We start from the raw sequence: 20,564 nt of genomic DNA on the forward strand, positions 1-20,564 counted from the left end.
CACGAGCCGGGCCGCGTGCCGCAGGGATTCGCGCCGCGTGCCTACGCGTGCAGCGCGGCGAGCAACGGCGCCCAGAACGCGCCGCTTTCATACGCCGCGGCATCGCAATCGGTGTCGAAACGAATCGCGATCGCTGCTTCGGCTTCGGTCAGCGGATCGGCATGCTCGATCTGCCGGGCCAGCACGGCGGCATCGGCATCGGAGGCATCGCGTCCGCGTGCCGCCCGGGCAGCGACGCGCGCGGCGAGCGTTGCCCGGCTCGCGGTGAAGTCGAGCATCGCGACGCGCACGCCGAGCCGTGCGGCGAGCGCGATGAACGCCGCCCGGTTGCGCCGGCGCAGGAACGTCGCATCGACGATCGCCGTGTAGCCGCTGTCGATGACCACGCGAGCCTCCGAAAGCAGTCGGTCGTAGATCTCGTCGACCGCCGTATCCGAATAGGCAACGGCGGGCAGGCGGGTGCCGGCCGATGCCCCGGCCAGGCGCTTGCGCTCGACGTCGCTGGACAGGCGGATGGCGCCGAGCCGCTCGGCCAGCGCACGGCTCGCCAGCGACTTGCCCGAACCGGAAACCCCGTGACACAGGAGCAACGCCGGCTGCGCATCGCGTCGTGCGTCGGCCATTGCCGACGCAATGCGCAGATAGCGGGCGCGTGCCCCTGCGTCGCCGCGCAGCCGGGCGGTCAGCGCGCGCACCAGCGCACGGTAGACGAAGTAGCACGGCAGCACGCCGAGTGCAGCATGGTCGCCCGTACGCGCCAGCCAGCCGGAAAGGAGGCGGTGGGCGCAATCCTCGCGTCCGTGAGCGGAGAAATCCATCAGCGCGAACGCGAGATCGCTCGCCACGTCGATCCAGCGCAGCGCGTCGTCGAATTCGACGCAGTCGAACATCAGGATCCGGTTCCGCCAGCGCACGATGTTCTCGAGATGCAGGTCCCCGTGACATGCGCGCACGAAACCGAGCGCATGCCGATCGGCGAGCCGCGGTGCGATGCGGGTCAGTTCGGCTTCGTACCAGGCGTGCAGCACGGCTTCGTCCGGCACCGCGACGTCGAGCGTGTCGAGCAAGGGCCGGCACTGGGCCGCGACACTCGCCGCGCTGCCGGGATGGCCGCGCGGCACACGGCGCGACGCGCGCAGATGATGGCGGGCCAGCGTATCGGCGAGGGTGTCCGCGTCCGCGAGACCGTCGTCGTGCGATGCGCTGCGAGCCGACAGCATCGCGTGCGCGTCGAACCGGCGCATGCGCACCACGTACTCGCCCGGCGCCGTCCGCTGCCGGCGCCCGCCGGTCGGCACCGGTGCACCGAACGCGCACCGCCGGCCATGCGTGACGAGCGGCCAGACACCCAGGTACAGCGGGCCGGCGAACGGGCGGTTGAGCGTGCACTCCGCGAGCGCGCAGCGGCGCCGCCGCGCCGGCTGCACGAGATCCACGAAGTCGAAGCGCACCGGCTTGATGCGCTTGTACGCGTAGCGCCCGGCCAGATAAACGACGGACAGATGGGTTTCGATCCGCTCGATCCGGCCGGCGGGATGGGGATAGGTATCTGGCCGGCGCAACGCGCGATCGAATTGTCTCGACTTTCGTCGTGCGTTTCCGCGGCTCGGCGCGAACGGGACATGCGGCGCTCGGGACATGATGAACGGATCGGTTATACGGGGCGCGCGTACGCGTTGCCGCGCCGCGCCCGGCGGGTTGGATACGGAACGAGTATGCGCGTTCTCGTTCGCCCGATGTCGCCGGATCCGGCCGGCAGGCCCGGAATTGCCGACGCGACGAACCCTATTGCAGCCGACCACGGCGTATCGCGGCTTGATGCCGGTCAAGCCGGACGCCCGACAGATGCGCGAGCAGACGCTTGACGCAGGTCAACCGCATTCCCCGGGGCGGCAATACAGTCGGTTCGAGCGCCCGCGCAAAGCGGCGCGTGACCGTATGCGGAATTCACGGCCGGACGAGGCATAGACGATGAAACGACGGGCGTTGGCGATGGCTGTGCTGCTCGCGCTGGGCGCATGTGCCGGGGCGGAGCGAACCGGGACCTTCAGGACGATGGAAACACGACTGCTCGAGATGCGTCAGGCCACCTCGCTGCAGTGTTCGACGCCGTCCGAGTGCGACCGTGCGTGGAGCCGCACGCGGCGCTACGTCCAGGATCATTCGTCGACCCGAATCACGCGATTCAGTGCGGACCGGATCGAGACGGCGCAACCGTATGTGGCCGGAGAAGTCTATCTCTGGGCGTCGCGCGCGGAATCGGGTGGCGGCGGCTCGGTGATCCGGCTCAAGGCGATGTGCAAGGGCATGTATGACAGCAACGGCGGCCCGGGATGGCAATACGACGCGTGCGCCAGGAAGATCCTTGAAATCGAGCAAGGCTTTCGGTCGGACGAGAACCCGCCGGGCTAGCGGCGGATGCCGTCGGTCTTCGGCAATGCGGCGCCTCGCCTCCCGGTCGGCCGGACGCCGGCCAACGGCCGACCGCCGACCGCTTCGGCCCGCATGCCGCGACGAGCGCGAGTCGCCACGCGTGCCGGTTTCGCGGCGGCTCCCGACCGTTGACCTTGGTCAACGCCTGCCCGCGGCGAGCGCCGATGATGGAAGCGAAGCCGAGCACCGCCGGCGCGTCCGTTCATCAGCGAGGTTCGCATGTACACGAATATCATGGTTGCCACGGACGGTAGTCCTTCGGCGCATCGCGCGCTCGACGAAGGTCTCAGGATGGCCAGGCTGTGCGGCGCCCGCCTGTTTGCCGTGTTCGTCGTCGACAAGTCCACGCTGTTCGCCTACGGCGGCCGGATGGAGCCGGAAGCCTTGCTCGACGAAATCCGGCGCCACGGCGCCGCGATCCTGCGAGACGCCGACCGGACGATCTCGCGCGCGGCAGTCAACGGCGAGACGGACCTCATCGAGACCGATTTCGGCCAGGACGTCGCGGCGCGCCTGCAGCGCTACGTCGTCGATCGTTCGATCGATCTGGCCGTGGTCGGCACGCACGGTCGGCGCGGGGTCCGGCGGCTGGTGCTCGGCAGCGTCGCCGAACGTTTCCTGCGCGCATCGAGTTGCCCGGTCCTGCTCGTGCGCGGTGAGGATGCCGCGCCCGCGACGGTCGCGGCGGCCTAGTGTCGCCGTCGGCCAGCGCGTACCTCCCCAGGTGATCATCATGCAGATATCGTTTCCTTCCGAACAGCCGACGTATTGCGGATTCGACCCGGCGTTGAGCTTTCCGGCGCTCGTGGAAGGCCGGCGCGTACGCTGTTCGATCACTGCGGCCGCGCTGGAAGATCACTTCCGCGCGGCGTCGCCTCGCGAGCAGGATCTCGTCGACGCGTTTGCGCGCCATCGTCCCGCCATCGAACGGGCGGCACGCTGCCTGCTCGAGGAAATCGGCGGCCGGCCGGTCCTGCTTCACAGCGGCTATTTCCGCTTCTGTACGTAACTGGCCGCCGCCCTTGACGCGCGTCAAGCGCGCGCCGGGGCGCGCAGGTACGCTGGACTTCCAAGGATCAATCGTCCCATGCGCGACATGGGGTGTCGCGCCCTCCGATCTTCATTGCGGCCGCTGCTGTCGGGACGAGCGCACCGGCCGCATGTCACCATATGAGGAGTACGAATCATGAGCAACATGACGCGTTACGATCCGTTTTCGATCGAACCCGTATCCGACCTGTTCCAGGGGCTGTTCAGGCCGCTGCGCGGCATGGCGCTGGCAGACCAGCCCGATCTTGCATCGATGAAGATCGACGTCACCGAAAACGACAAGGCGTATACCGTCAATGCGGAGCTGCCCGGCGTCGCCAAGGACGATATCGACGTCCAGGTGACGGGCAATACCGTATCGATCCACGCGAAGATCGAGCGCAACAACGAGCAGAAGGAAGGCGAGCGCGTGATCCGGCGCGAGCGCTACAGCGGTGCGATCAGCCGCTCGTTCTCGCTGTCCGGCGACATCGACGATGCGAGCGCGACGGCGACGTATCAGGATGGCGTGCTGTCGCTGACGCTGCCGAAGAAGGCGCCGGTCGGGCAGAAGAAACTCACGATCAGCTGATCGGACGACGGGCAGCGGGCGAGGCAGGCACGCGTCGCCCATCGGCAGGAGCCGACGCGCGGAGCGATCCGCGCGCCGCTTCGCCGCGCTACGACGTGCGGCATCCGTTGACCTGCATCAGCGATCGAAAGCCGCGCGTGTGCAACGCTGGCTGCGTGCGGCCAACAGGCACGCCGCGGGCTCACAGGAGAGCAGACGATGAAAACCGACAAGCAGTTGAAAGAGGATGTCCAGGACGAACTGGAGTCCGACCCGGCGATCGATTCGACCCGCATCGGCGTCGAGGTGGCCGACCGGATCGTGACGCTTTCCGGGCACCCGCCGAGCTACGCGGAGAAGCTGGCAATCGAGCGCGCGGCGAACCGCGTGGCCGGCGTCAAGGCGCTCGTCGTCGACATGACCGTGCATCTGCCGGACGACGACGTGCGCACCGACGAGGACATCGCGAAAGCGGTGCGTTCGGTGCTGCACTGGACGGTCGGGCTGCATGACGACGCGGTCAAGGTGCAGGTCGAACGCGGCTGGATCACGTTGTCCGGCAAGGTCGACTGGGCGTACCAGAGCCACCTGGCCGTGCGCGCGATCTCGCAGATGCGCAGCGTGACGGGCGTGACCGACCACATCGCGGTACAGGGGACGGTCGGTTCGGCCGACATCGGCGGCAACATCAAGCGCGCGATCATGCGCCATGCGGAGCGCGAGGCGAGGCACATCGCGATCGACGTGCACGACGGCACCGTGCGGCTGTCCGGCAAGGTCGGCTCGTTCTCCGAGCGCAAGGCCGTGCGGGGTGCCGCGTGGTCCGCGCGCGGCGTGCGTGCCGTGATCGACGACCTGGTGGTCGAGTAAGTCCGGCAGGCGCAGGAGCGGTTCGCGGCGATCCGGGAGGGCGGTCGAATGACGCTTTCAGGCGAACTTCACGAAACGGACTGGTCGGTCGCGATCGAGACGGTCGCGGCCGAAACGGGCGCCTTCCGCTGCCGGATCCACGTCACGCTCGAATCGCCGGACGGCACGTGCGAGCGGACGTTCGCGCACTGCAGGACGCATGCGACCGAGCGCGAAGCCGCGATCGACGCGCTGCGAGCCGGGATGACGTGGATCGAGATGCGCAAGTCGAACACCTTCACGACCTGAACCGGTGAGCGGGGCGGGGCGACGCAGGCGTCGGTCCCGTCGCGCGCTGCGCGAAGCCGCGCGGCGACGCGGGTGTCGCACCGGCGACAGATGCCGAGGCGCCACACCACGCCGTCGCGTATCACTCCACCTTGAGCGCGGAAAGCTGCAGCGCCTGGGCGAAGCGGGCCAGTGTGGCGATCGATCCCGTCACGCTTTCGTAGCGCTCGCGCCCGATCTGCCCGTCGAGTGTCACCAGCATGCCGGCGTCCCGGGCGAGCGCGACGAGTGCCAGCGTGTCGAGCGCGGCCGTGTCGGCCGTGTCGGATGCGGCGGCCCGCATCCCCGAATCGGAACGATAGTCGGCGTGTGACATGACGCTTCTCCTGGTTGTTGTGCGATCGGCGTGCCGGTCGGCCGGTATCCGTGATTTCAGTATCGTTGCCGCGCGCTCCCGATTCAATCAGCGTGCCCCGAAGTCGAGGTAGGAATCGCACCCGTTTCGTCGGCGGATTCCTACACGGCGCGTGGCTTCGAAGACCCGTTGCAGCGTGCCGGGGCGCGTTCGCGACGCCGCGCATACCAGCTGCCTATCGCGTCCCAGATCGCCTCGGCGGATTCGCAATACGTGAACAGTTCCAGGTCGCGGCGGTCGATCATCCCTTCGTCCGCGAGAAACGCCAGGTCGACCGCGCGGCGCCAGTACGCCTCGCCGACGAGGACGACCGGCAGCGGCGCGATCTTGCGCGTCTGCAGCAGGGTCAGCACTTCGAACAGCTCGTCGAACGTGCCGTAGCCGCCGGGGAAGAAGACGGCCGCTTTCGCGCGCTCGAGCAGGTGCAGCTTGCGGATCGCGAAATAGTGGAACCGGAAGCAGAGCGCCCGCGTGATGTACGGATTGGGCGCCTGTTCACGCGGCAGCTCGATATTGAAGCCGATGCTCGGCGCGCCGCGCTCGTACGCCCCGCGGTTGGCGGCCTCCATGATGCCGGGGCCGCCGCCGGTGACGATCGCGAGCCGCGCGGTGCGCGTGCACCGGTCGGCATGGGCGACGATGCGCCCGAACGCGCGCGCGACGCGGTAATACACGCTGTATTCGACGAGCCGGCTGGCGATCGTGACGGCGCGCCGCCGGCTCGCGTCGTACGGACGCTCCGCGAGCAGGCGATTCGCGTCGTCCAGCCGCGCCTTCGCGACCGACGGCGCGACGATGCGCGTGCTGCCGTAGATCACGACCGCATGGCCGATCCGTTCGTTCTGCAGGCGCTCCTCGGCTTTCCAGTAATCGAATTGCAGCCGGATGCCGCGCATGCCGGAACCCCGCAGAAGGGTCGCGTCTGCTTCGGCCGGGGCGCGGTTCGGGGATGGGGCGACGCGCCGCGCGCGGCGCGGGATGCGCGGGATGGCGGTCTCGCCGACGACGGCATCGGGCCTCGCGCGGGGCCGTTTGCCGCGCATCTTGGCGATCGTCGCGGCGGGGGCGGGGCGGCGGCGTGCGTGGCCGCGTGTCATGCCGGCGGGCGCGCGTTTGACGAGGGTCGACATGAACGGAAGCGCCGCGCGACGGTCACTGGCTCAACACCCATTGCACGAGCCGATGCGCGTCGTCGCGAGACAGCGGGCCGCCGCGATCGATGGCGGACGGCATCGGCGTGTCGCCCCAGTGCGCACGGCCGCCGACGCGCAGCTTGCGTTCCAGCTGCGCGGCGGCGTGCGGATCGCCGCGGTAGCGCTCGGCGATCTCGTGAAACGACGGCCCGAGGAACGTCTTGTCGGGCGTATGGCAGAACATGCAGTGCTGCGCATTGACGAGTTCGGTCGGCTCGGGCACGGTCGTCTGCGCGGCGGCCGTGCCGGCGAGCGCGGCGAGCGCGCAGAGGGCGGAGCAACGCACGATGTTCATGTTCGGTTCCTCGTCGAGATCAGGTGAAGGAGATCACTTCGTCGAGCGGGCGACGCGGCGAATGCGGCGTATGCGGGCCGCGCCCGACGCGCAGCAGCAACTGCGGCTCGCCGCGCAGCCCGAGCATGTGGCGCAGGTGGGCGCGCAACCCGGCCGTCTCGATCGGCTGGTTCAGGTACGACGCGGTATAGCCGGCGCGCGTCGCGACGAGCAGGATCCGCTCGAGCGCCTGCCCGGCGGCGAGCCACGCTTCGCGATCGTCGCGCACGGTCGCGATGCACACGATCAGCGGCGACGCGCCGACGAGCTGGTGATGCAGCGCGGCCAGCCCGTCGCCGAGATCGAAGGTCCGTACCGCCATCGTCACGACGGGCGCGGCGAAATCCAGCAGCGCCGGCACGCCGGCCGCGAATGCCGGCATGCCGTCGGCGTGCCGGCGCGGATCGATCCAGCTCGCCAGCTCGCGCCGGAAGCGCGGGTCCGCGAACTGCTGACGGTCGGCCTCGGCAACCAGTTCGGCCACGCGCGCACGGTGCGCGAGCGCGTCGACGCACGCGACGTCGGCGCCTTCCGCGACGCCGGCAGCAATCAGCGCCTGCTGGATCTCGTGCGGCACGGCCGTCGATTCGAACGGCGCGCGCGTCGTGACGCGCTCGGCAATCGCATCGAACAGCGCGCCGAGGGACGCATCGGAATAGCCGTCGTCGCAGACGCGGACGAGCGCCAGCAGATCGGGATCGACTTCGGAAGGAAACGTGCCGATCGTATGGGCGAGCCCGGCGTGATTGAGCGCGACCCGCAGGTTGAGCAACGCCGCGCCGCAGCTGATGATCAACTCGCGATCGAACGGATCGACCACCGGCAACGCGCGCACGCGGTCCGCGCAGACCGATATCGTGGCGCCGTTGACCAGGAAGCGCCACGGCTGGGAATTGTGGCTGGACGGCGCCAGCACCGCGTAGCCCAGCAGCTCCCTCAGCTGCTGGTCGGGATGGGCGCTTGCGGCAAGCGGGGGAACGGATATCATCGATCATCTCCAGGTCGCCGCGCGGGCGGCGTCGTGCCACTTCATCGTGTCAGCAACCGTCCGGCGGCCGTTGACCCACGTCAAGCGCCGGTCATCGCGCCGAACGCACGCGGGGCGGAGCGACTAGCCTTGGATGGCGAAGCGCGCGAAACCGGTCGCGCAGGGAGGCGAGCATGCTTGCGATGATGTTTGACGGCACGACGCCGCATTTGCGCGAAGCGCGCGTGCCGGAGCCGTCGCCCGCGGCGGGCCAGCTGCTGATCGACGTCCACGCGTGCGGCGTCTGCCGGACCGATCTGCACGTCGTCGACGGCGAGCTCGCGCACCCGAAGCTGCCGTTGATTCCGGGTCACGAAATCGTCGGGACGGTGCGCAGGCTGGGCGAAGGCGCGACGGGCTTCGCCGTCGGCGACCGGGTCGGCGTGCCGTGGCTGGGCTCGACGTGCGGGCATTGCGCGTATTGCACGTCCGGCCGCGAGAATCTGTGCGACACCCCCGGATTCACCGGCTATACGATCGACGGCGGCTACGCCGAGTGCGCGCTCGCCGACCATCGCTATTGCGTGCATCTGCCGCAGCGCTACTCCGATCTGGAAGCCGCGCCGCTGCTGTGCGCGGGCCTGATCGGTTATCGCACCCTGCGGATGGCGGGCGACGCGCGCCGCATCGGCATCTACGGCTTCGGTGCGGCGGCCCATCTCGTCGCGCAGGTCGCGCATTGCGAAGGACGCGAGGTGTTCGCGCTGACGAAGCCCGGCGACACGGCCGCGCAGCAGCTCGCGCTGTCGCTGGGTGCGGCGTGGGCCGGCGGCAGCGACGAAGCGCCGCCGGAGCCGCTCGATGCCGCGCTGATCTTCGCGCCGGTGGGGGCGCTGGTGCCGGCCGCGCTGCGCGCGCTCGACAAGGGCGGGATCGTCGTGTGCGGCGGCATTCACATGAGCGACATCCCGGGCTTTCCGTATGCGTGGCTGTGGGGCGAGCGCCGCATCGCGTCGGTGGCCAACCTGACACGCGCGGATGCGGTCGAATTCATGCGGATCGCGGCCGCGATGCCGCTGCGGGTCGAGGCGGTGCGCTATGCGCTGACCGACGCGAACCGCGCACTCGACGACCTGCGCGGCGGCCGCGTATCGGGCGCCGCCGTGCTGGGCATGCGCGGTTGATCGGCTCGACGGCGCCGCGGCGCGCTCAGATCTGCTGCAGGCCTTCCGAATCGACGATCCGGATCTGCTTGCCTTGCGCCGCGACGAGCCCCTTGTGCTGGAACTTCGACAGCATGCGGCTGACGGTTTCGAGCTTCATGCCGAGATATTCGCCGATCTCGTCGCGCGTCATCCGCAGCACGAATTCCGCGGCCGAGTAGCCGCGTGCCTTGAAGCGCGCGGACAGATTCAGCAGGAACGCGGCCACCCGCTGTTCGGCGCTCATCGTGCCGAGCAGCAGCATCTGCGAGGATTCGCGCACGATCTCGCCGCCCATCATCTGGTACACGTGGTGCTGCATCGGGCGCACTTCGCGGCACATCTGCTCGAGCTGGCCGAACGGGATGATGCAGACCGTGCTGTCCTCGAGCGCGATCGCGTCGCCGTTGTGGTGCCCGGTGTACACGCCGTCGAGCCCGAGCGACTCGCCGACGATCTGGAAGCCGGTGATCTGCTCGTCGCCGTCGCGATGCATCACGATCGTCTTGAACGACCCGGTTCTCACTGCGTAGATGCTGTTGAACGCATCGCCCGCGCGAAACAGCGTTTCACCGCGCTTGACGTGGCGCGTCGTGCAGATCATCGCGTCGACGCGCGCGAAATCGTCGGGCGACAGATCGGACGGCATGCAGACGGTACGCAATGCGCACGTCGAACAGCGGGACGCGGCGCGCTTGGGTTGATCCGCCGCTTCGACGCGATGCAGCGGGATGAACGGGCGCATCGGCATGGTCGTCGTGGCTTCGGCACTGCTCTGCATGATCGGCTCCAGTTCGGGGACAGCGGCGGCCCGCCGTCGGGCGGGGTCGTGCTGGCCGTTGTACCGGCGGCTTTGGTCTCTGCCGCCTTCCTCTCGGAAAAGCCCCGCCGGACGCGCCGGGAGACCGATACGCCGGTCTCGACGATGATGCGGCCGTTGCTCCGGGAGGCACGTTTGCTCGTTTTTACTGATGCCAGTATGGATGTTGCGCGGCGTCAAGAAAATCAGCCGGAATTGAAGTTGCGGTAGGTGAGACGGAAGTCTTGTAGGACGTTTCCTACAGGGGTGCGGCAACTTGTCGCGAGCGTCGCGGGCGGGTGCCGGACGCCGATGAAGGGCGCGGCGCCGGCCCGGCCGCCGTCAACGATGCCGCCGTCAGAGCTCGTCCGGGTCCTCGAACAGCTTGTGGCGCATCGCGTAGCGTACGAGTGCCGTGTCGTTCGGCATCTGCATCTTCTCGAGGATCCGCGTCTTGTACGTGCTGACGGTCTTGACGCTGACGCACAGCGCCTGCGCGATTTCGGAAATCGACTCGCCGGTGGTGACGCGCCGGAACACGTCGAACTCGCGGTCGGACAGGCGCTGGTGCGGCAGGAGATCGGTCGGCTCGTTCAGGCTCTGCGCGAACTGCTCGGCCATGGTCAGGCTGACGTAGACGCCGCCGGCCGCGATCTTGGTCAAAGCGGCAACCAGTTCGGCGCTGGCGCTTTCCTTGGTCATGTAGCCCGAGGCGCCCGCGCGGAATGCCCGCACCGCGTACTGCTGCTCGGCATGCATCGTCAGCACGAGGACATGCAATCCCGGCTTCTCGTCCTTGATCTGCTTGATGAGTTCGACGCCGTTGCGGCCGGGCATCGACAGGTCGAGCACCAGCACGTCGGCATCGGTGCCGCGCATGAGCGCGATCGTCGACGCGCTGTCCTGCGCTTCCCCGACGACCTCGAAACCGCTCGCGCTCTGCAGGATGTGCCGCAGGCCGTCCCTGACGAGCGCGTGGTCGTCGGCAATGAGTACCCTGATCATGAAGGCACTTCTCCTTGCTGGATGGCGTGCAGCGGCAACGCCACGGTGATCGTGAAACCCGCGCCCGGCCGGTTGTCGATCGTCACCGTCCCGTCGAGCATGTGCGCGCGCTCGCGGATCCCGATCAGGCCGAACGACGGGCGGTCCTGCCCGTTGCGGGCGGGCTCCGGCGCGCCGTGACCGTTGTCCGCGATGCGCAGCATGCAATAACCGTCTTCCACTTTCAATGCCAGTTTCACGTTCGTCGCGTCCGAGTGCCGCGCGACGTTGGTCAGCGCCTCCTGCACGATGCGGAACAGCGTCGTCGCACCGGCGCCGGTGAACGCGGTATCGACGGGGGCGATGTCCCGCTCGACCGTGATCCGGTAGCGGCGCGTGAAATCGTTTGCAAGCCATTCGATCGCCGGAACGAGACCCAGGTCGTCGAGCATCACCGGCCGCAGATCGGCCGCGATGCGCCGGACCGACGCAACGGTCGAATCGATCAGGCGGTGCATGCCGTTCAGTTGCTCGCGCACGCCGGTATTGGGAGCGACGATGCCCGCGAGCCCCAGCTCGACGGCCGACAGATCCATCTTGAGCGCGGTGAGTTGCTGGCCGAGGTCGTCGTGCAGTTCGCGCGCGATCCGCGTTTTCTCTTCCTCCCGCACGTTCTGCAGGTTGGCGGACAGCTCGCGCAGTTCCTCGCGCGACCGCTTGAGCGCATTTTCCGCACGCACCCGCTCGGTCACGTCGCGCAGCATGACCGTGTACAGCTTGCCGGTGCCGTCGCGAATCTGCGAGATCGACGCCTCGATCGGAAACTCGGTGCCGTCGGCGCGCAAGCCGAACAGCACGCGTTGCCGCCCCATCTGGCGCTCCGACACGCCCGTCACGCCGAACTGCTCGACGTGTCGCGCATGCGCGGCGCGAAAGCGCTCGGGGATGAAGCGGGACAGCGGCGCGCCGATCGCCTCCATCGCGCTGACGCCGAACACGTGTTCGGCGGCCGGGTTGAAGATCACGATCGTCTGACGCTCGTCGACGGTGATGACGGCCTCCATCGACGACCGGATGATGCCCATCATCCGCGCCTCGGTGGGTTGGCTGTCGCCGGCGGGGGCCGGCGCGCGTTTCGCGACGACCTGCCGCACGAGCGCGGCCAGCGTCAGCGAGAGCACAGTGCCGGCCAGCAGGACGGCCGTCGTCGGACCGGACGTGTCGGCGCGCGGCGCGCTGTAGCGCAGCGCGAGCGGCGTGCCGCCGAACGTGACGGAATCGGTTCGCCGGAACATGTCGCCGGCGGCGCTCGAGTCGCCGGCGCCGAAGCCGCCCGCATACACCGGCGCGGCCGGATTGTCGGCCATGATTTCCACGCGCAGCCGATCGAGTACGGATGAATCGACGAGACGAGCCGGATTCAGCGCGGCATAAACGTATCCGGTCGCCGTGGCGTGCCGCGTCCCGGACGAAGCGAGGTCTTCAGCGTTCGCATAAATCGGCAGGTACAGCGTCAGCTCCGTCCGCGCGAGCGCGGCATCGGTGGCGTCCTGGATCGCGTTCGTGGCGAGCGCGACCTTGCCGGTTTCCGCCGCGCGCTGCAGCGCCTGCCGCGTCGCCTGATCGTCTTCCGCCGCGCTCGGCTCGATTCTTCCGAGGCTGCGGACCGGCGACTGCAATTCGTCCAGATTCAGGCTCGCGAGATAGCGGCGCCACGCCGCTCCGGATTGCGGCGCGGGCAGGGTCGACGCGAAGCCGCGCGCGCCGCGCAATACGGCAGCCGCACCGAGGAGGCTGCGCCGGAGGTCGGCCGTCGCGAGTGTCGCGGTTTGCGCGAACCTCGCCTGGGCGGCGTGCTGCGCCCCGTTCTGCAGTACGCGGGATGCCGCGAACGTTGCAGCCAGGCCAAGCGCCAGCGTCAGCAGCGCGGCCGCGGCTGCATATCGGGCGGGCCGAATCCGGTGCGAAGCCGGTCCGGCCTGGAGGGAAGGCGCATTCACTGTCATTGCCGTTCATCCTGGCGGATTTCGTCGACGGCTGGCTGGCGGCGGGCCGGACGCGGGGCACGAAAGGCGGAGTGGGACGCAACTGCGATATCGCACGGAATTGTGCGCGTTTTGCCGACGTTCGCCAATCGGGACCGATGCGCAAGGGGGCGGCGCCGCGCGTGTTTGACCCGCGTCAACGGAGCGTCGCCTGCGAGGATCAGACTGGCTTCACGAACCGGTCGACCCCTGACGACAACTGGGAGGCGTCATGTACCAAAGGATCTTTGCGGCGCTCGACGCCAGCCGTGGCGCGCGCCTCGCGCTCGACGAGGCGATCTCGCTCGCCCGCGAGTCGGGCGGTCTGGTCATCGCCAGGTGCGTGGTGTCGGATGCGCCGCGGCTGGCCGACCAGCGCGACCTGGCCGGGCTGGACACGAACGAGGCCGCGGTCGCGGTCTCGGACGCGGAAACGGCGTTCCGGCTGTCCGGCGTACGCGGCATCGCGCACACGATCGACGCGCGCGGAGAGAACGTATCGGACGTGCTGGCGCGTGCCGCCGCCGAATGCGACGCGGACCTGATCGTGATGGGCACGCATGGGCGGCGCGGTTTCCGGCGCATGTTCGTCGGCAGCGTCGCCGAATCGCTGGTGCGCATCGCGGACCGGCCGGTGCTGGTCGTACGGGAGGGGCCGGGCGCGTGTGCCGGCATGTTGTGACGGTCGTGACGGGACGAGGGCAGCCGCGCGCGGCTGCCCCGTTTTCGTTCGTTCAGTGAGACAGCAGGACCGGCACCGTCATCGTTTCGAGGATCGTGCGCGTCGCGCCGCCCAGCACGCGTTCATGCATGCGCGCATGGCTGTACAGGCCCATCACCAGCAGATCCGCATGCAGGTCGGTCACCCGGTTCAGCAGCGTCGCGCCCACGCTCACCGGCCGTTCGCGCGGCGTGGTCGAGAACGACGCGCGAATGCCGTGCCGTTCGAGATACGCGGCGACGTCGACGCCCGCCGGCGTCTTGTCCGGATCGGGTTGCCCGCGGGTGACCGTCTCGACGTTGACGAAGCGCGCGCGGGCGAGCAGCGGCAGCGCGTCGGCCAGCGCGCGGGCGGCTTCGCGCCCGCCGTCCCAGCCGATCAGCACGTTCTCGCCGAGCGTGCGCACGTCGCCCGCGTAGGGCACGACGAGCGCCGGGCGTCCGCTGCCCATTACGACATCCTCGACGAAATGACGTGCGACGTAGGTCAGCCGGTCGTCGGGGTCTTCCTGGCCGAGCACCAGCAGATCGGCATGGCGCGCGTGCAGGACCGCGGCGGCGGTCGCCTCGCCGGCCGGCGCTTGCCACTCGACTTGGTTGTGCCCCGCGCGCTCGGCGGCCGCGAGGAATCGCTCCTCGGCCTCCTTGCGCCGCTGTTCGCACAGGCGTTCGTAGACGGCCAGCTTCAGCGGTTCGTCCGGCCGCCGCAGCGGCTCGAGGAGGTCCTGGCAGACCACGTAGAGGCCGATCAGATGGGCGTTCCAGCGTCGCGCGAGCTGGAGCGCGAGGTCGACGCGCGTCGCACAGCGCTCGCTGTCGTCGAGATGGACGAGCAGGGTCTTGTAGCTCATGACGGCTCCTTTTCGGTTGATGCCGCGGTGGTTTCGGCGGGCGCCTGCCCGGCGCAGCTCGCCGGTATCGTCAGGACCGGGCACGTGGCCTGACGCAGCACGCGCTCGGCGACGCTGCCGAGGAACATGCGCCGGAAACCGCGCCGGCCATGCGTGCCGATCACGACCAGGTCGGCGCCGATCTCGCCTGCGAGACCGACGATCCGGTGCGCAACGTCTTCGCCGGCCGGCGCGACGTTGGAGATCTGCGGCGTGCCGGCCACGTCGCGCGCTTTCATGCGGCGTGCCGCGTCATCCGTGACGCGCAGTCCTTCCTCGCGGAATGCATCGATCAGGATCGACGGATCGTATCCGTACGTGTCGTAGGCCGGCACCAGGAAGTCGACGACGTAGACCGGGGTCAGCCGCGCACCCGTTTCCGCCGCGAGGTTCAGCGCGGCGTCGAGTGCGCGGGACGACGTATCGCTGCCGTCGAGCGCGACCAGAATGTTCGAGTACATGACGTTTCCCTTCAACGGATGCCGATGGAACCATCATCGGCGCGTATGCGCCGCTCGCGCTGATCTGGATCAAGCGTCGCGATTGGCGCGCAGCACGCGCACCGCGGCGCGCGCCGCGACCCACGCCTCGTTGGTCGGCTCGACGACCACCGCGACCGCACTCGACGCGCACGACACGACGTGCGCATGATCGGCATTCGCGCGCGCGTCGAGCGCGATGCCGAGCCAGCCGAGCGACGCGCAGATCCGCTCGCGCAACACCGCCGAGTGTTCGCCGATGCCGGCCGTGAAGACCAGCATGTCGAGGCCGCCGAGCAGCGCGGTCAGCGCACCCGTCTCGCGCACGATGCGATGGACGTACAGCGCCAGCGCATCGCGGGCGGCTTCGTCCCCGGCCGCCTCGCGCGCGAGCAGCACGCGCGGGTCGCCCGACGCGCCCGACACGCCCTTGAGCCCCGATTCGTGATACAGCATGTGTCCCAGCTCGTCGCCGGACAGCTTGCCGGCCTCGAGCAGGTGCAGGACGACACCGGGATCGAGCGTTCCGCAGCGGGTGCTCATCATCAATCCGTCGAGCGCGGAGAAGCCCATGGTCGTCGCGACGCTGCGGCAGTCGCGCAGCGCGCACAGGCTCGCGCCGCTGCCGAGATGGGCGGCGATCACGCGGCCGTGCGCACGGGCGCCGAACGACTCGTCGAGCGCGACGGACAGGTATTCGTACGACAGCCCATGGAATCCGTAGCGGCGCACGCCCTGGTCGAACCACGCATGCGGCAGCGGCAGCAGCTGCTCGACGCGCGGCAGCGTGCGATGAAACGCCGTGTCGAACACGGCGATCTGCGGGACGTCCGGAAACGCGTCGCGCAGCACGTCGATCGCATCGAGGCTGTGCGGCTGATGCAGCGGCGCGAGCGGCGTCAGCGTGCGCAGCGCGTCCAGCACGTCGTCGTCGACGACCGTCGGCTCCACGTAGCGTGCGCCGCCGTGCACGACGCGATGCGCGATCGCGCCCAGCGTGACGTGCGGCAACTTCACGCGGATCCACGCCGCGATCCGCGCGAGCACGGCGCGGTAGGGATCGTCCGCCGTGCCGAGCGGCAGCGAACCGTCCGGCTCGGCGTCGAAGCGGATCGACACGCTGTTGCCGGCCGCGACCGCTTCGCCCTCGTGCAGCGGCCGCCGCGCGGGGTCGCCGTGCGGCGGGCAGGCAAAGAGCGCGAACTTCACGCTCGACGAACCGGCATTGACGACGAGCAGGGCGAGCGTACGCATCGGCCGGCTCAGTGCGACATCAGGACCGGCAGCGTCATCGACGCCAGCACCGTGCGGGTGGCGCCGCCCATCACCAGCTCGCGCCAGCGCGGATGGCCGTAGGCGCCCATCACGAGGAGGTCGGAACCCGTTTCATACGCGCGCGACAGCAACGTATCGCCGACCGCGGGGCCGGCACCGGCATCGATGTCGAGCACGTTCACGTCGCGTGCGTGGCGCGCCAGCATCAGCGCGGCATCGGCGGCCGGAATGCGCGTGGCCGCCGCTTCCGAAGCGCCGTCGACCACGGCCGCGACCGTCGTGCGCTTCGCGTGTTCGAGAAAGGGCAGCGCGTCGTGCGCGGCGCGGGCCGCTTCCCGGCTGCCGTCCCACGCGATGAACACCCGTTCGCCGACCGACGGGAATTCGCCCGCGCACGGCACGAACAGCACCGGGCGGCCGGCGGACAACACGAGGTTCTCCGGAAACTGGTCGTCGATGTAGGTCTCGGGATCGTTCGGGTCGCTCTGGCCCGCGATCACGAGGTCGGCCAGGCGTGCGGCGCGCGGCACGGCCAGGTTCGCGCGCTCGTCGGCTCGCACCCACGCGGCCGGCACTTTCGCGCGGGCCGTCTCGGCGTGGAACAGGCGTTCCAGCGCGGCGAGCCGCTCGTCGCGCTGTTCGCGGCGCTCACGGAAGTAATCGGCGGACCCGGCCATTACGTAGAACGAATGCGGTTCCGGCGTGTAGACCGCGAACAGGCCGGTCAGGTGCGCACCGAAGCGCCGCGCGAGGCGCAATGCGAACTCGAGGCGCGAATGCGCGCGGGCGCTCGTATCGAGGTGCACGAGCATGCTCTTGTAGCTCATCGGAATCGCTCCATCGACGGGGGAACCGCCAGTGCAATCCAGTCTACGGAGCAGGGTTTCCGCGTACTTGACTCAGATCAACGGCTCCCCTGCGCGATGCCCGCACAGTGAAGCGGTCGCGATGCCGATCCCGGGCAGGCGGCACGAGGCGCGATGCCAACCCATTGACCGGATCGAACGAGGGACGCCGATGAGTACGTACGCTTTGACGACACCGAACGACGCTTGCCGCGCGGGCTGCGATCTCGCGCTGCGCATGGTCGCGCTGAATAGCGACTGGCAGCATGAATGGCATGCGCTGGCAGGGCGGCGCATCGAGCGGGACCGCGCCGCGGTTCGCCACCTGCAGCAGGCGCTGGCTGACACGAACGAGTGGCCGGCCTTCGGCGAGGCGACCCGGCAGGTGATGCGCGACTACGCGATCGCGAGCGTCGCGATCTGGCAGGATGCCGCCGAGCTGTGCATGCGTGCGCAATACGAGAACGCCGGCGCATGGCGCACCTGGTTGCGCGAATACGGCGCGGGCGCGATGTCGCGTTATCAGACCGACTGGCTGCCCGACCTGGGGCGACTGGCCGTGGTCAACGAAGCCAGCATGCCGTGGGCCGACTGGATGACGGCGCTGGAGCGCGGGATCGAGGACGCGAGCGACGGGGCGCCAGTTGCCGCCCGCCGCCTGAACGGCACGACCGGCGCGCAGGAGAACGACCATGTGCGCTGACCGGGTCGCGTTCGTCACGGGCGGCATGGGGAGCCTCGGCGCCGCGATCAGCCGTCGCCTGCACGATGCAGGCATGACGGTGGCGGTGTCGCATACGGAGCGCAACGACCACGTCGCGACGTGGCTCACGCACGAACGCGAGGCGGGCCGGACGTTCCACGCGTTCGAGGTCGACGTCGCCGACTACGATTCGTGCCAGCACTGCGCGGCACGCGTGCTGGCCGAGTTCGGGCGCGTCGACGTGCTCGTCAACAACGCCGGCGTCACGCAGGACGCCACCTTCGTGAAGATGACCAAGAGCATGTGGGACGCGGTGCTGCGCACCAACCTCGACGGCATGTTCAACATGACGAAGCCGTTCGTGCCGGGCATGATCGAGGCGGGCTTCGGGCGGATCGTGAACATCGGCTCGGTGAACGGTTCGCGCGGCGCATACGGGCAGGCGAACTACGCGGCCGCGAAGGCCGGCATCCATGGCTTCACGAAGGCGCTGGCGCTCGAGCTCGCGCGCCACGGCGTGACGGTCAACACGGTGGCCCCCGGCTATCTGGCGACCGCGATGCTCGAAACCGTGCCGAAGGACGTGCTCGACACGAAGATCCTGCCGCAGATTCCGGTCGGCCGCCTCGGCAATCCCGGCGAGATCGCCGAGCTCGTCGCGTTCCTGTGTTCCGACGCGGGGGCGTTCGCGACCGGCGCGGAATTCGATGTCAACGGCGGCATGCACATGCGATGAACGCATCCGTCATGCGCATGCCGATCGAGCACGAGTCGATGCGGCCAACGGCTACGAACGCACCGGCGTCGAGTTCGGCCGGATGCACGCCGGTCCGGCTGTCGCCCGCCGAACAATGGAACCGCGCCGCGCATGCGAACGTGGCCGCGATGACCTTCGGGCTGTCGCCCGTGTCGCTCGCTCTGGCCACGCTCGACTGGGGCGCGCATCTGGCCGTGTCGCCGGGGAAATGCTTCGAGCTTGCGACGCAGGCGTGGCTGGCTGCCGTGGCACCCGCGGCCAACCCGGAAGGCGAAGGCGAGGGCGAGGCCGACGATGCCGGCGCGGGCGGCCTGGCCGTGCACGCCGGGCAGGCCGATGCGCGCTTCGCCGCGCCCGCGTGGTCCGGATGGCCGTTTCGCGCGTACCGCGACGGCTTCCTGTCGATCCAGCGCTGGTGGCGCGACGCGACGCGCGGCGTGCCGGGCGTCGAACGGCATCACGAGGAACTGGTCGGATTCGTCGCGCGACAGTGGCTCGACGCGTGCTCGCCGGGCAATTTCCTCGCGACCAACCCGGTCGTGCTCGACGCGACGATGCGCAGCGGCGGCGCGAATCTCGCGGCAGGCTGGCGGCACTGGCTGGAAGACGCGCACGCGCTGCTCGAGCGCACGCACGGCACGCGGGCCCGCGATACGCGCGCCTATCTGCCGGGGCGCGACGTGGCGATCACGCCGGGCCGCGTCGTCTGGCGCAACGCGTTGTGCGAGCTGCTGCAATACGACCCGACGACGGCCGGTGTGGCGCGCGAGCCGATCCTGATCGTGCCGTCGTGGATCATGAAGTACTACATCCTCGACCTGCAGCCGCGCGATTCGCTGATCCGCTTCCTGGTCGATGCCGGCTACACGGTGTTTGCCGTGTCGTGGCGCAATCCGGGTGCGGAAGCGCGCGAGCTCGGGCTCGACGATTATCTGCGCGACGGGTGCATGGCGGCGCTCGACGCCGCCCGCTCGATCTGCGGCGAAGCGGTCCACGCGGTCGGCTACTGCCTCGGCGGCACGCTGCTGGCGATCGGCGCGGCGGCGCTCGCGCGCGACGGCCGCCAACACGAGGCGTTGCGCTCCGTCACGTTGCTCGCGGCCCAGACCGATTTCAGCGAACCCGGCGAACTCGGCCTCTTCATCGACGCGAGCGAACTGTCCGCGCTCGATGCGCTGATGTGGCGGCAGGGCTACCTGGACGGCGCGCAGATGTCCGCCGCGTTCCAGCTGCTGAACGCGCGCGACCTGATCTGGTCGCGCATGATGAGCGAATACCTGCTCGGCACGCGCACGAAGCCGAACGACCTGATGTCGTGGAACGAGGACACCACGCGCATGCCGTACCGGATGCATACCGAATACCTGACGCGCCTCTTTCTCGACAACGATCTCGCGGCCGGCCGCTACTGCGTCGACGGGCGGCCGGTCGCGCTGTCGGATATCGACGTGCCGACGTTCGTGGTCGGGACCGAGCGCGATCACGTGTCGCCCTGGCGTTCCGTCTACAAGCTCCATCTGCTCACGCACCACGCGCTGACGTTCGTGCTGACCTCCGGCGGCCACAATGCCGGGATCGTGTCCGAACCCGGCCATCCGGGACGCCACTATCGCTGCGCGACGCGCGAGCCCGGCGCGCCTTACCGCAACCGGCGCGACTTCGTGAGCGAAACGCCCGCGCTCGACGGATCGTGGTGGACGTGCTGGCACGACTGGCTGCACGCGCATTCGTCGGGCGAGGTGCCCGCACGCGTGCCGGCCGCCGGCTTCGGCGCGGCGCCCGGCAGCTACGTGCTGGAGACCTGAAC

At 69.4% G+C, this 20,564-nt stretch carries 23 protein-coding genes; 11 read left to right on the plus strand and 12 right to left on the minus strand.

Going from position 1 to position 20,564, the window contains the following annotated elements; all coding sequences use genetic code 11:
* Positions 1 to 41: 41 nt before the first annotated feature.
* Complete coding sequence (locus tag U4Z31_RS05595) at positions 42 to 1,640, minus strand: AAA family ATPase (RefSeq protein WP_415750268.1); 1,599 nt, start codon at positions 1,638 to 1,640, stop codon at positions 42 to 44.
* Positions 1,641 to 1,971: 331 nt separating this feature from the next.
* Between U4Z31_RS05595 and U4Z31_RS05600 the strand changes: the two genes are divergently transcribed.
* The 6 genes from U4Z31_RS05600 to U4Z31_RS05625 all read left to right on the plus strand — a co-directional run bounded on the left by U4Z31_RS05600 (position 1,972) and on the right by U4Z31_RS05625 (position 5,191).
* On the plus strand, positions 1,972 to 2,412 hold the full coding sequence (locus U4Z31_RS05600) for a hypothetical protein (protein WP_044846522.1): 441 nt from the start codon (positions 1,972 to 1,974) through the stop codon (positions 2,410 to 2,412).
* 240 nt (positions 2,413 to 2,652) lie between these two features.
* Positions 2,653 to 3,126: a universal stress protein gene (locus U4Z31_RS05605; protein ID WP_124485876.1), complete on the plus strand. Its 474-nt coding sequence runs from the start codon at positions 2,653 to 2,655 to the stop codon at positions 3,124 to 3,126.
* 40 nt (positions 3,127 to 3,166) lie between these two features.
* Entirely contained in the window at positions 3,167 to 3,442 is a 276-nt protein-coding gene (locus U4Z31_RS05610) for a DUF1488 domain-containing protein (RefSeq protein WP_044846571.1), read from the plus strand.
* Positions 3,443 to 3,619: 177 nt separating this feature from the next.
* Positions 3,620 to 4,054 (plus strand): Hsp20/alpha crystallin family protein, encoded by a 435-nt coding sequence (locus tag U4Z31_RS05615; RefSeq protein ID WP_044846524.1) that lies wholly within the window; start codon positions 3,620 to 3,622, stop codon positions 4,052 to 4,054.
* Between the two features lie 198 nt (positions 4,055 to 4,252).
* Positions 4,253 to 4,903 carry a BON domain-containing protein gene (locus U4Z31_RS05620; RefSeq protein WP_044846525.1) on the plus strand — a complete coding sequence of 217 codons (651 nt, stop codon included), beginning with the start codon at positions 4,253 to 4,255 and terminating at the stop codon, positions 4,901 to 4,903.
* 48 nt (positions 4,904 to 4,951) lie between these two features.
* On the plus strand, positions 4,952 to 5,191 hold the full coding sequence (locus U4Z31_RS05625; RefSeq protein ID WP_321809683.1) for a hypothetical protein: 240 nt from the start codon (positions 4,952 to 4,954) through the stop codon (positions 5,189 to 5,191).
* Positions 5,192 to 5,312: 121 nt separating this feature from the next.
* Here the strand turns inward: U4Z31_RS05625 and U4Z31_RS05630 are convergent, their stop codons facing one another.
* The 4 genes from U4Z31_RS05630 to U4Z31_RS05645 all read right to left on the minus strand — a co-directional run bounded on the left by U4Z31_RS05630 (position 5,313) and on the right by U4Z31_RS05645 (position 8,100).
* On the minus strand, positions 5,313 to 5,546 hold the full coding sequence (locus U4Z31_RS05630; RefSeq protein WP_124485878.1) for a hypothetical protein: 234 nt from the start codon (positions 5,544 to 5,546) through the stop codon (positions 5,313 to 5,315).
* 140 nt (positions 5,547 to 5,686) lie between these two features.
* Positions 5,687 to 6,715 (minus strand): LOG family protein, encoded by a 1,029-nt coding sequence (locus U4Z31_RS05635; RefSeq protein WP_321809684.1) that lies wholly within the window; start codon positions 6,713 to 6,715, stop codon positions 5,687 to 5,689.
* 22 nt (positions 6,716 to 6,737) lie between these two features.
* Entirely contained in the window at positions 6,738 to 7,073 is a 336-nt protein-coding gene (locus tag U4Z31_RS05640) for a c-type cytochrome (RefSeq protein WP_321809685.1), read from the minus strand.
* Between the two features lie 19 nt (positions 7,074 to 7,092).
* Entirely contained in the window at positions 7,093 to 8,100 is a 1,008-nt protein-coding gene (locus U4Z31_RS05645; RefSeq protein WP_321809686.1) for an Acg family FMN-binding oxidoreductase, read from the minus strand.
* Positions 8,101 to 8,273: 173 nt separating this feature from the next.
* Between U4Z31_RS05645 and U4Z31_RS05650 the strand changes: the two genes are divergently transcribed.
* Positions 8,274 to 9,263 (plus strand): zinc-dependent alcohol dehydrogenase family protein, encoded by a 990-nt coding sequence (locus tag U4Z31_RS05650; RefSeq protein WP_321809687.1) that lies wholly within the window; start codon positions 8,274 to 8,276, stop codon positions 9,261 to 9,263.
* Between the two features lie 25 nt (positions 9,264 to 9,288).
* Here the strand turns inward: U4Z31_RS05650 and fnr are convergent, their stop codons facing one another.
* The 3 genes from fnr to U4Z31_RS05665 form a co-directional block, all read right to left on the minus strand.
* Positions 9,289 to 10,062 carry a fumarate/nitrate reduction transcriptional regulator Fnr gene (fnr, locus tag U4Z31_RS05655; RefSeq protein ID WP_044846528.1) on the minus strand — a complete coding sequence of 258 codons (774 nt, stop codon included), beginning with the start codon at positions 10,060 to 10,062 and terminating at the stop codon, positions 9,289 to 9,291.
* Between the two features lie 375 nt (positions 10,063 to 10,437).
* Complete coding sequence (locus tag U4Z31_RS05660; RefSeq protein ID WP_044846529.1) at positions 10,438 to 11,085, minus strand: response regulator transcription factor; 648 nt, start codon at positions 11,083 to 11,085, stop codon at positions 10,438 to 10,440.
* Positions 11,082 to 13,070 carry a PAS domain S-box protein gene (locus U4Z31_RS05665; RefSeq protein ID WP_321809688.1) on the minus strand — a complete coding sequence of 663 codons (1,989 nt, stop codon included), beginning with the start codon at positions 13,068 to 13,070 and terminating at the stop codon, positions 11,082 to 11,084. The genes U4Z31_RS05660 and U4Z31_RS05665 overlap by 4 nt, the downstream gene beginning before the upstream one ends.
* A 250-nt stretch (positions 13,071 to 13,320) precedes the next feature.
* Between U4Z31_RS05665 and U4Z31_RS05670 the strand changes: the two genes are divergently transcribed.
* A complete protein-coding gene (locus tag U4Z31_RS05670; protein WP_321809689.1) occupies positions 13,321 to 13,770 on the plus strand; it encodes a universal stress protein in 450 nt (149 codons plus the stop codon).
* 52 nt (positions 13,771 to 13,822) lie between these two features.
* Here U4Z31_RS05670 and U4Z31_RS05675 read toward each other — a convergent pair whose 3' ends face one another.
* The 4 genes from U4Z31_RS05675 to U4Z31_RS05690 form a co-directional block, all read right to left on the minus strand.
* Complete coding sequence (locus tag U4Z31_RS05675) at positions 13,823 to 14,659, minus strand: universal stress protein (RefSeq protein ID WP_321809690.1); 837 nt, start codon at positions 14,657 to 14,659, stop codon at positions 13,823 to 13,825.
* Complete coding sequence (locus U4Z31_RS05680; RefSeq protein WP_124485885.1) at positions 14,656 to 15,159, minus strand: universal stress protein; 504 nt, start codon at positions 15,157 to 15,159, stop codon at positions 14,656 to 14,658. The genes U4Z31_RS05675 and U4Z31_RS05680 overlap by 4 nt, the downstream gene beginning before the upstream one ends.
* 69 nt (positions 15,160 to 15,228) lie before the next feature.
* The gene (locus tag U4Z31_RS05685) at positions 15,229 to 16,431 is read right to left on the minus strand and encodes an acetate/propionate family kinase (RefSeq protein WP_257772269.1); all 1,203 of its coding nucleotides are present in this window, start codon (positions 16,429 to 16,431) and stop codon (positions 15,229 to 15,231) included.
* 8 nt (positions 16,432 to 16,439) lie between these two features.
* A complete protein-coding gene (locus U4Z31_RS05690; RefSeq protein WP_321809691.1) occupies positions 16,440 to 17,279 on the minus strand; it encodes a universal stress protein in 840 nt (279 codons plus the stop codon).
* A gap of 190 nt (positions 17,280 to 17,469) precedes the next feature.
* On the opposite strand from U4Z31_RS05690, the gene U4Z31_RS05695 reads away from it, so the two are divergent.
* The 3 genes from U4Z31_RS05695 to U4Z31_RS05705 are packed head-to-tail and all read left to right on the plus strand — an operon-like array spanning position 17,470 to position 20,562.
* Positions 17,470 to 18,000: a hypothetical protein gene (locus U4Z31_RS05695; RefSeq protein ID WP_321797227.1), complete on the plus strand. Its 531-nt coding sequence runs from the start codon at positions 17,470 to 17,472 to the stop codon at positions 17,998 to 18,000.
* On the plus strand, positions 17,990 to 18,736 hold the full coding sequence (locus U4Z31_RS05700; RefSeq protein ID WP_321809692.1) for a beta-ketoacyl-ACP reductase: 747 nt from the start codon (positions 17,990 to 17,992) through the stop codon (positions 18,734 to 18,736). Before U4Z31_RS05695 ends, U4Z31_RS05700 begins: the two co-directional genes overlap by 11 nt.
* Positions 18,733 to 20,562, plus strand: coding sequence for a PHA/PHB synthase family protein (locus U4Z31_RS05705; protein WP_321809693.1), 1,830 nt, complete (start codon positions 18,733 to 18,735; stop codon positions 20,560 to 20,562). Before U4Z31_RS05700 ends, U4Z31_RS05705 begins: the two co-directional genes overlap by 4 nt.
* The last annotated feature ends 2 nt before the right edge of the window (positions 20,563 to 20,564 follow it).

It is taken from the genome of Burkholderia sp. BCC1985 (assembly GCF_905339915.1).
Taxonomy (GTDB): Bacteria; Pseudomonadota; Gammaproteobacteria; order Burkholderiales; family Burkholderiaceae; genus Burkholderia.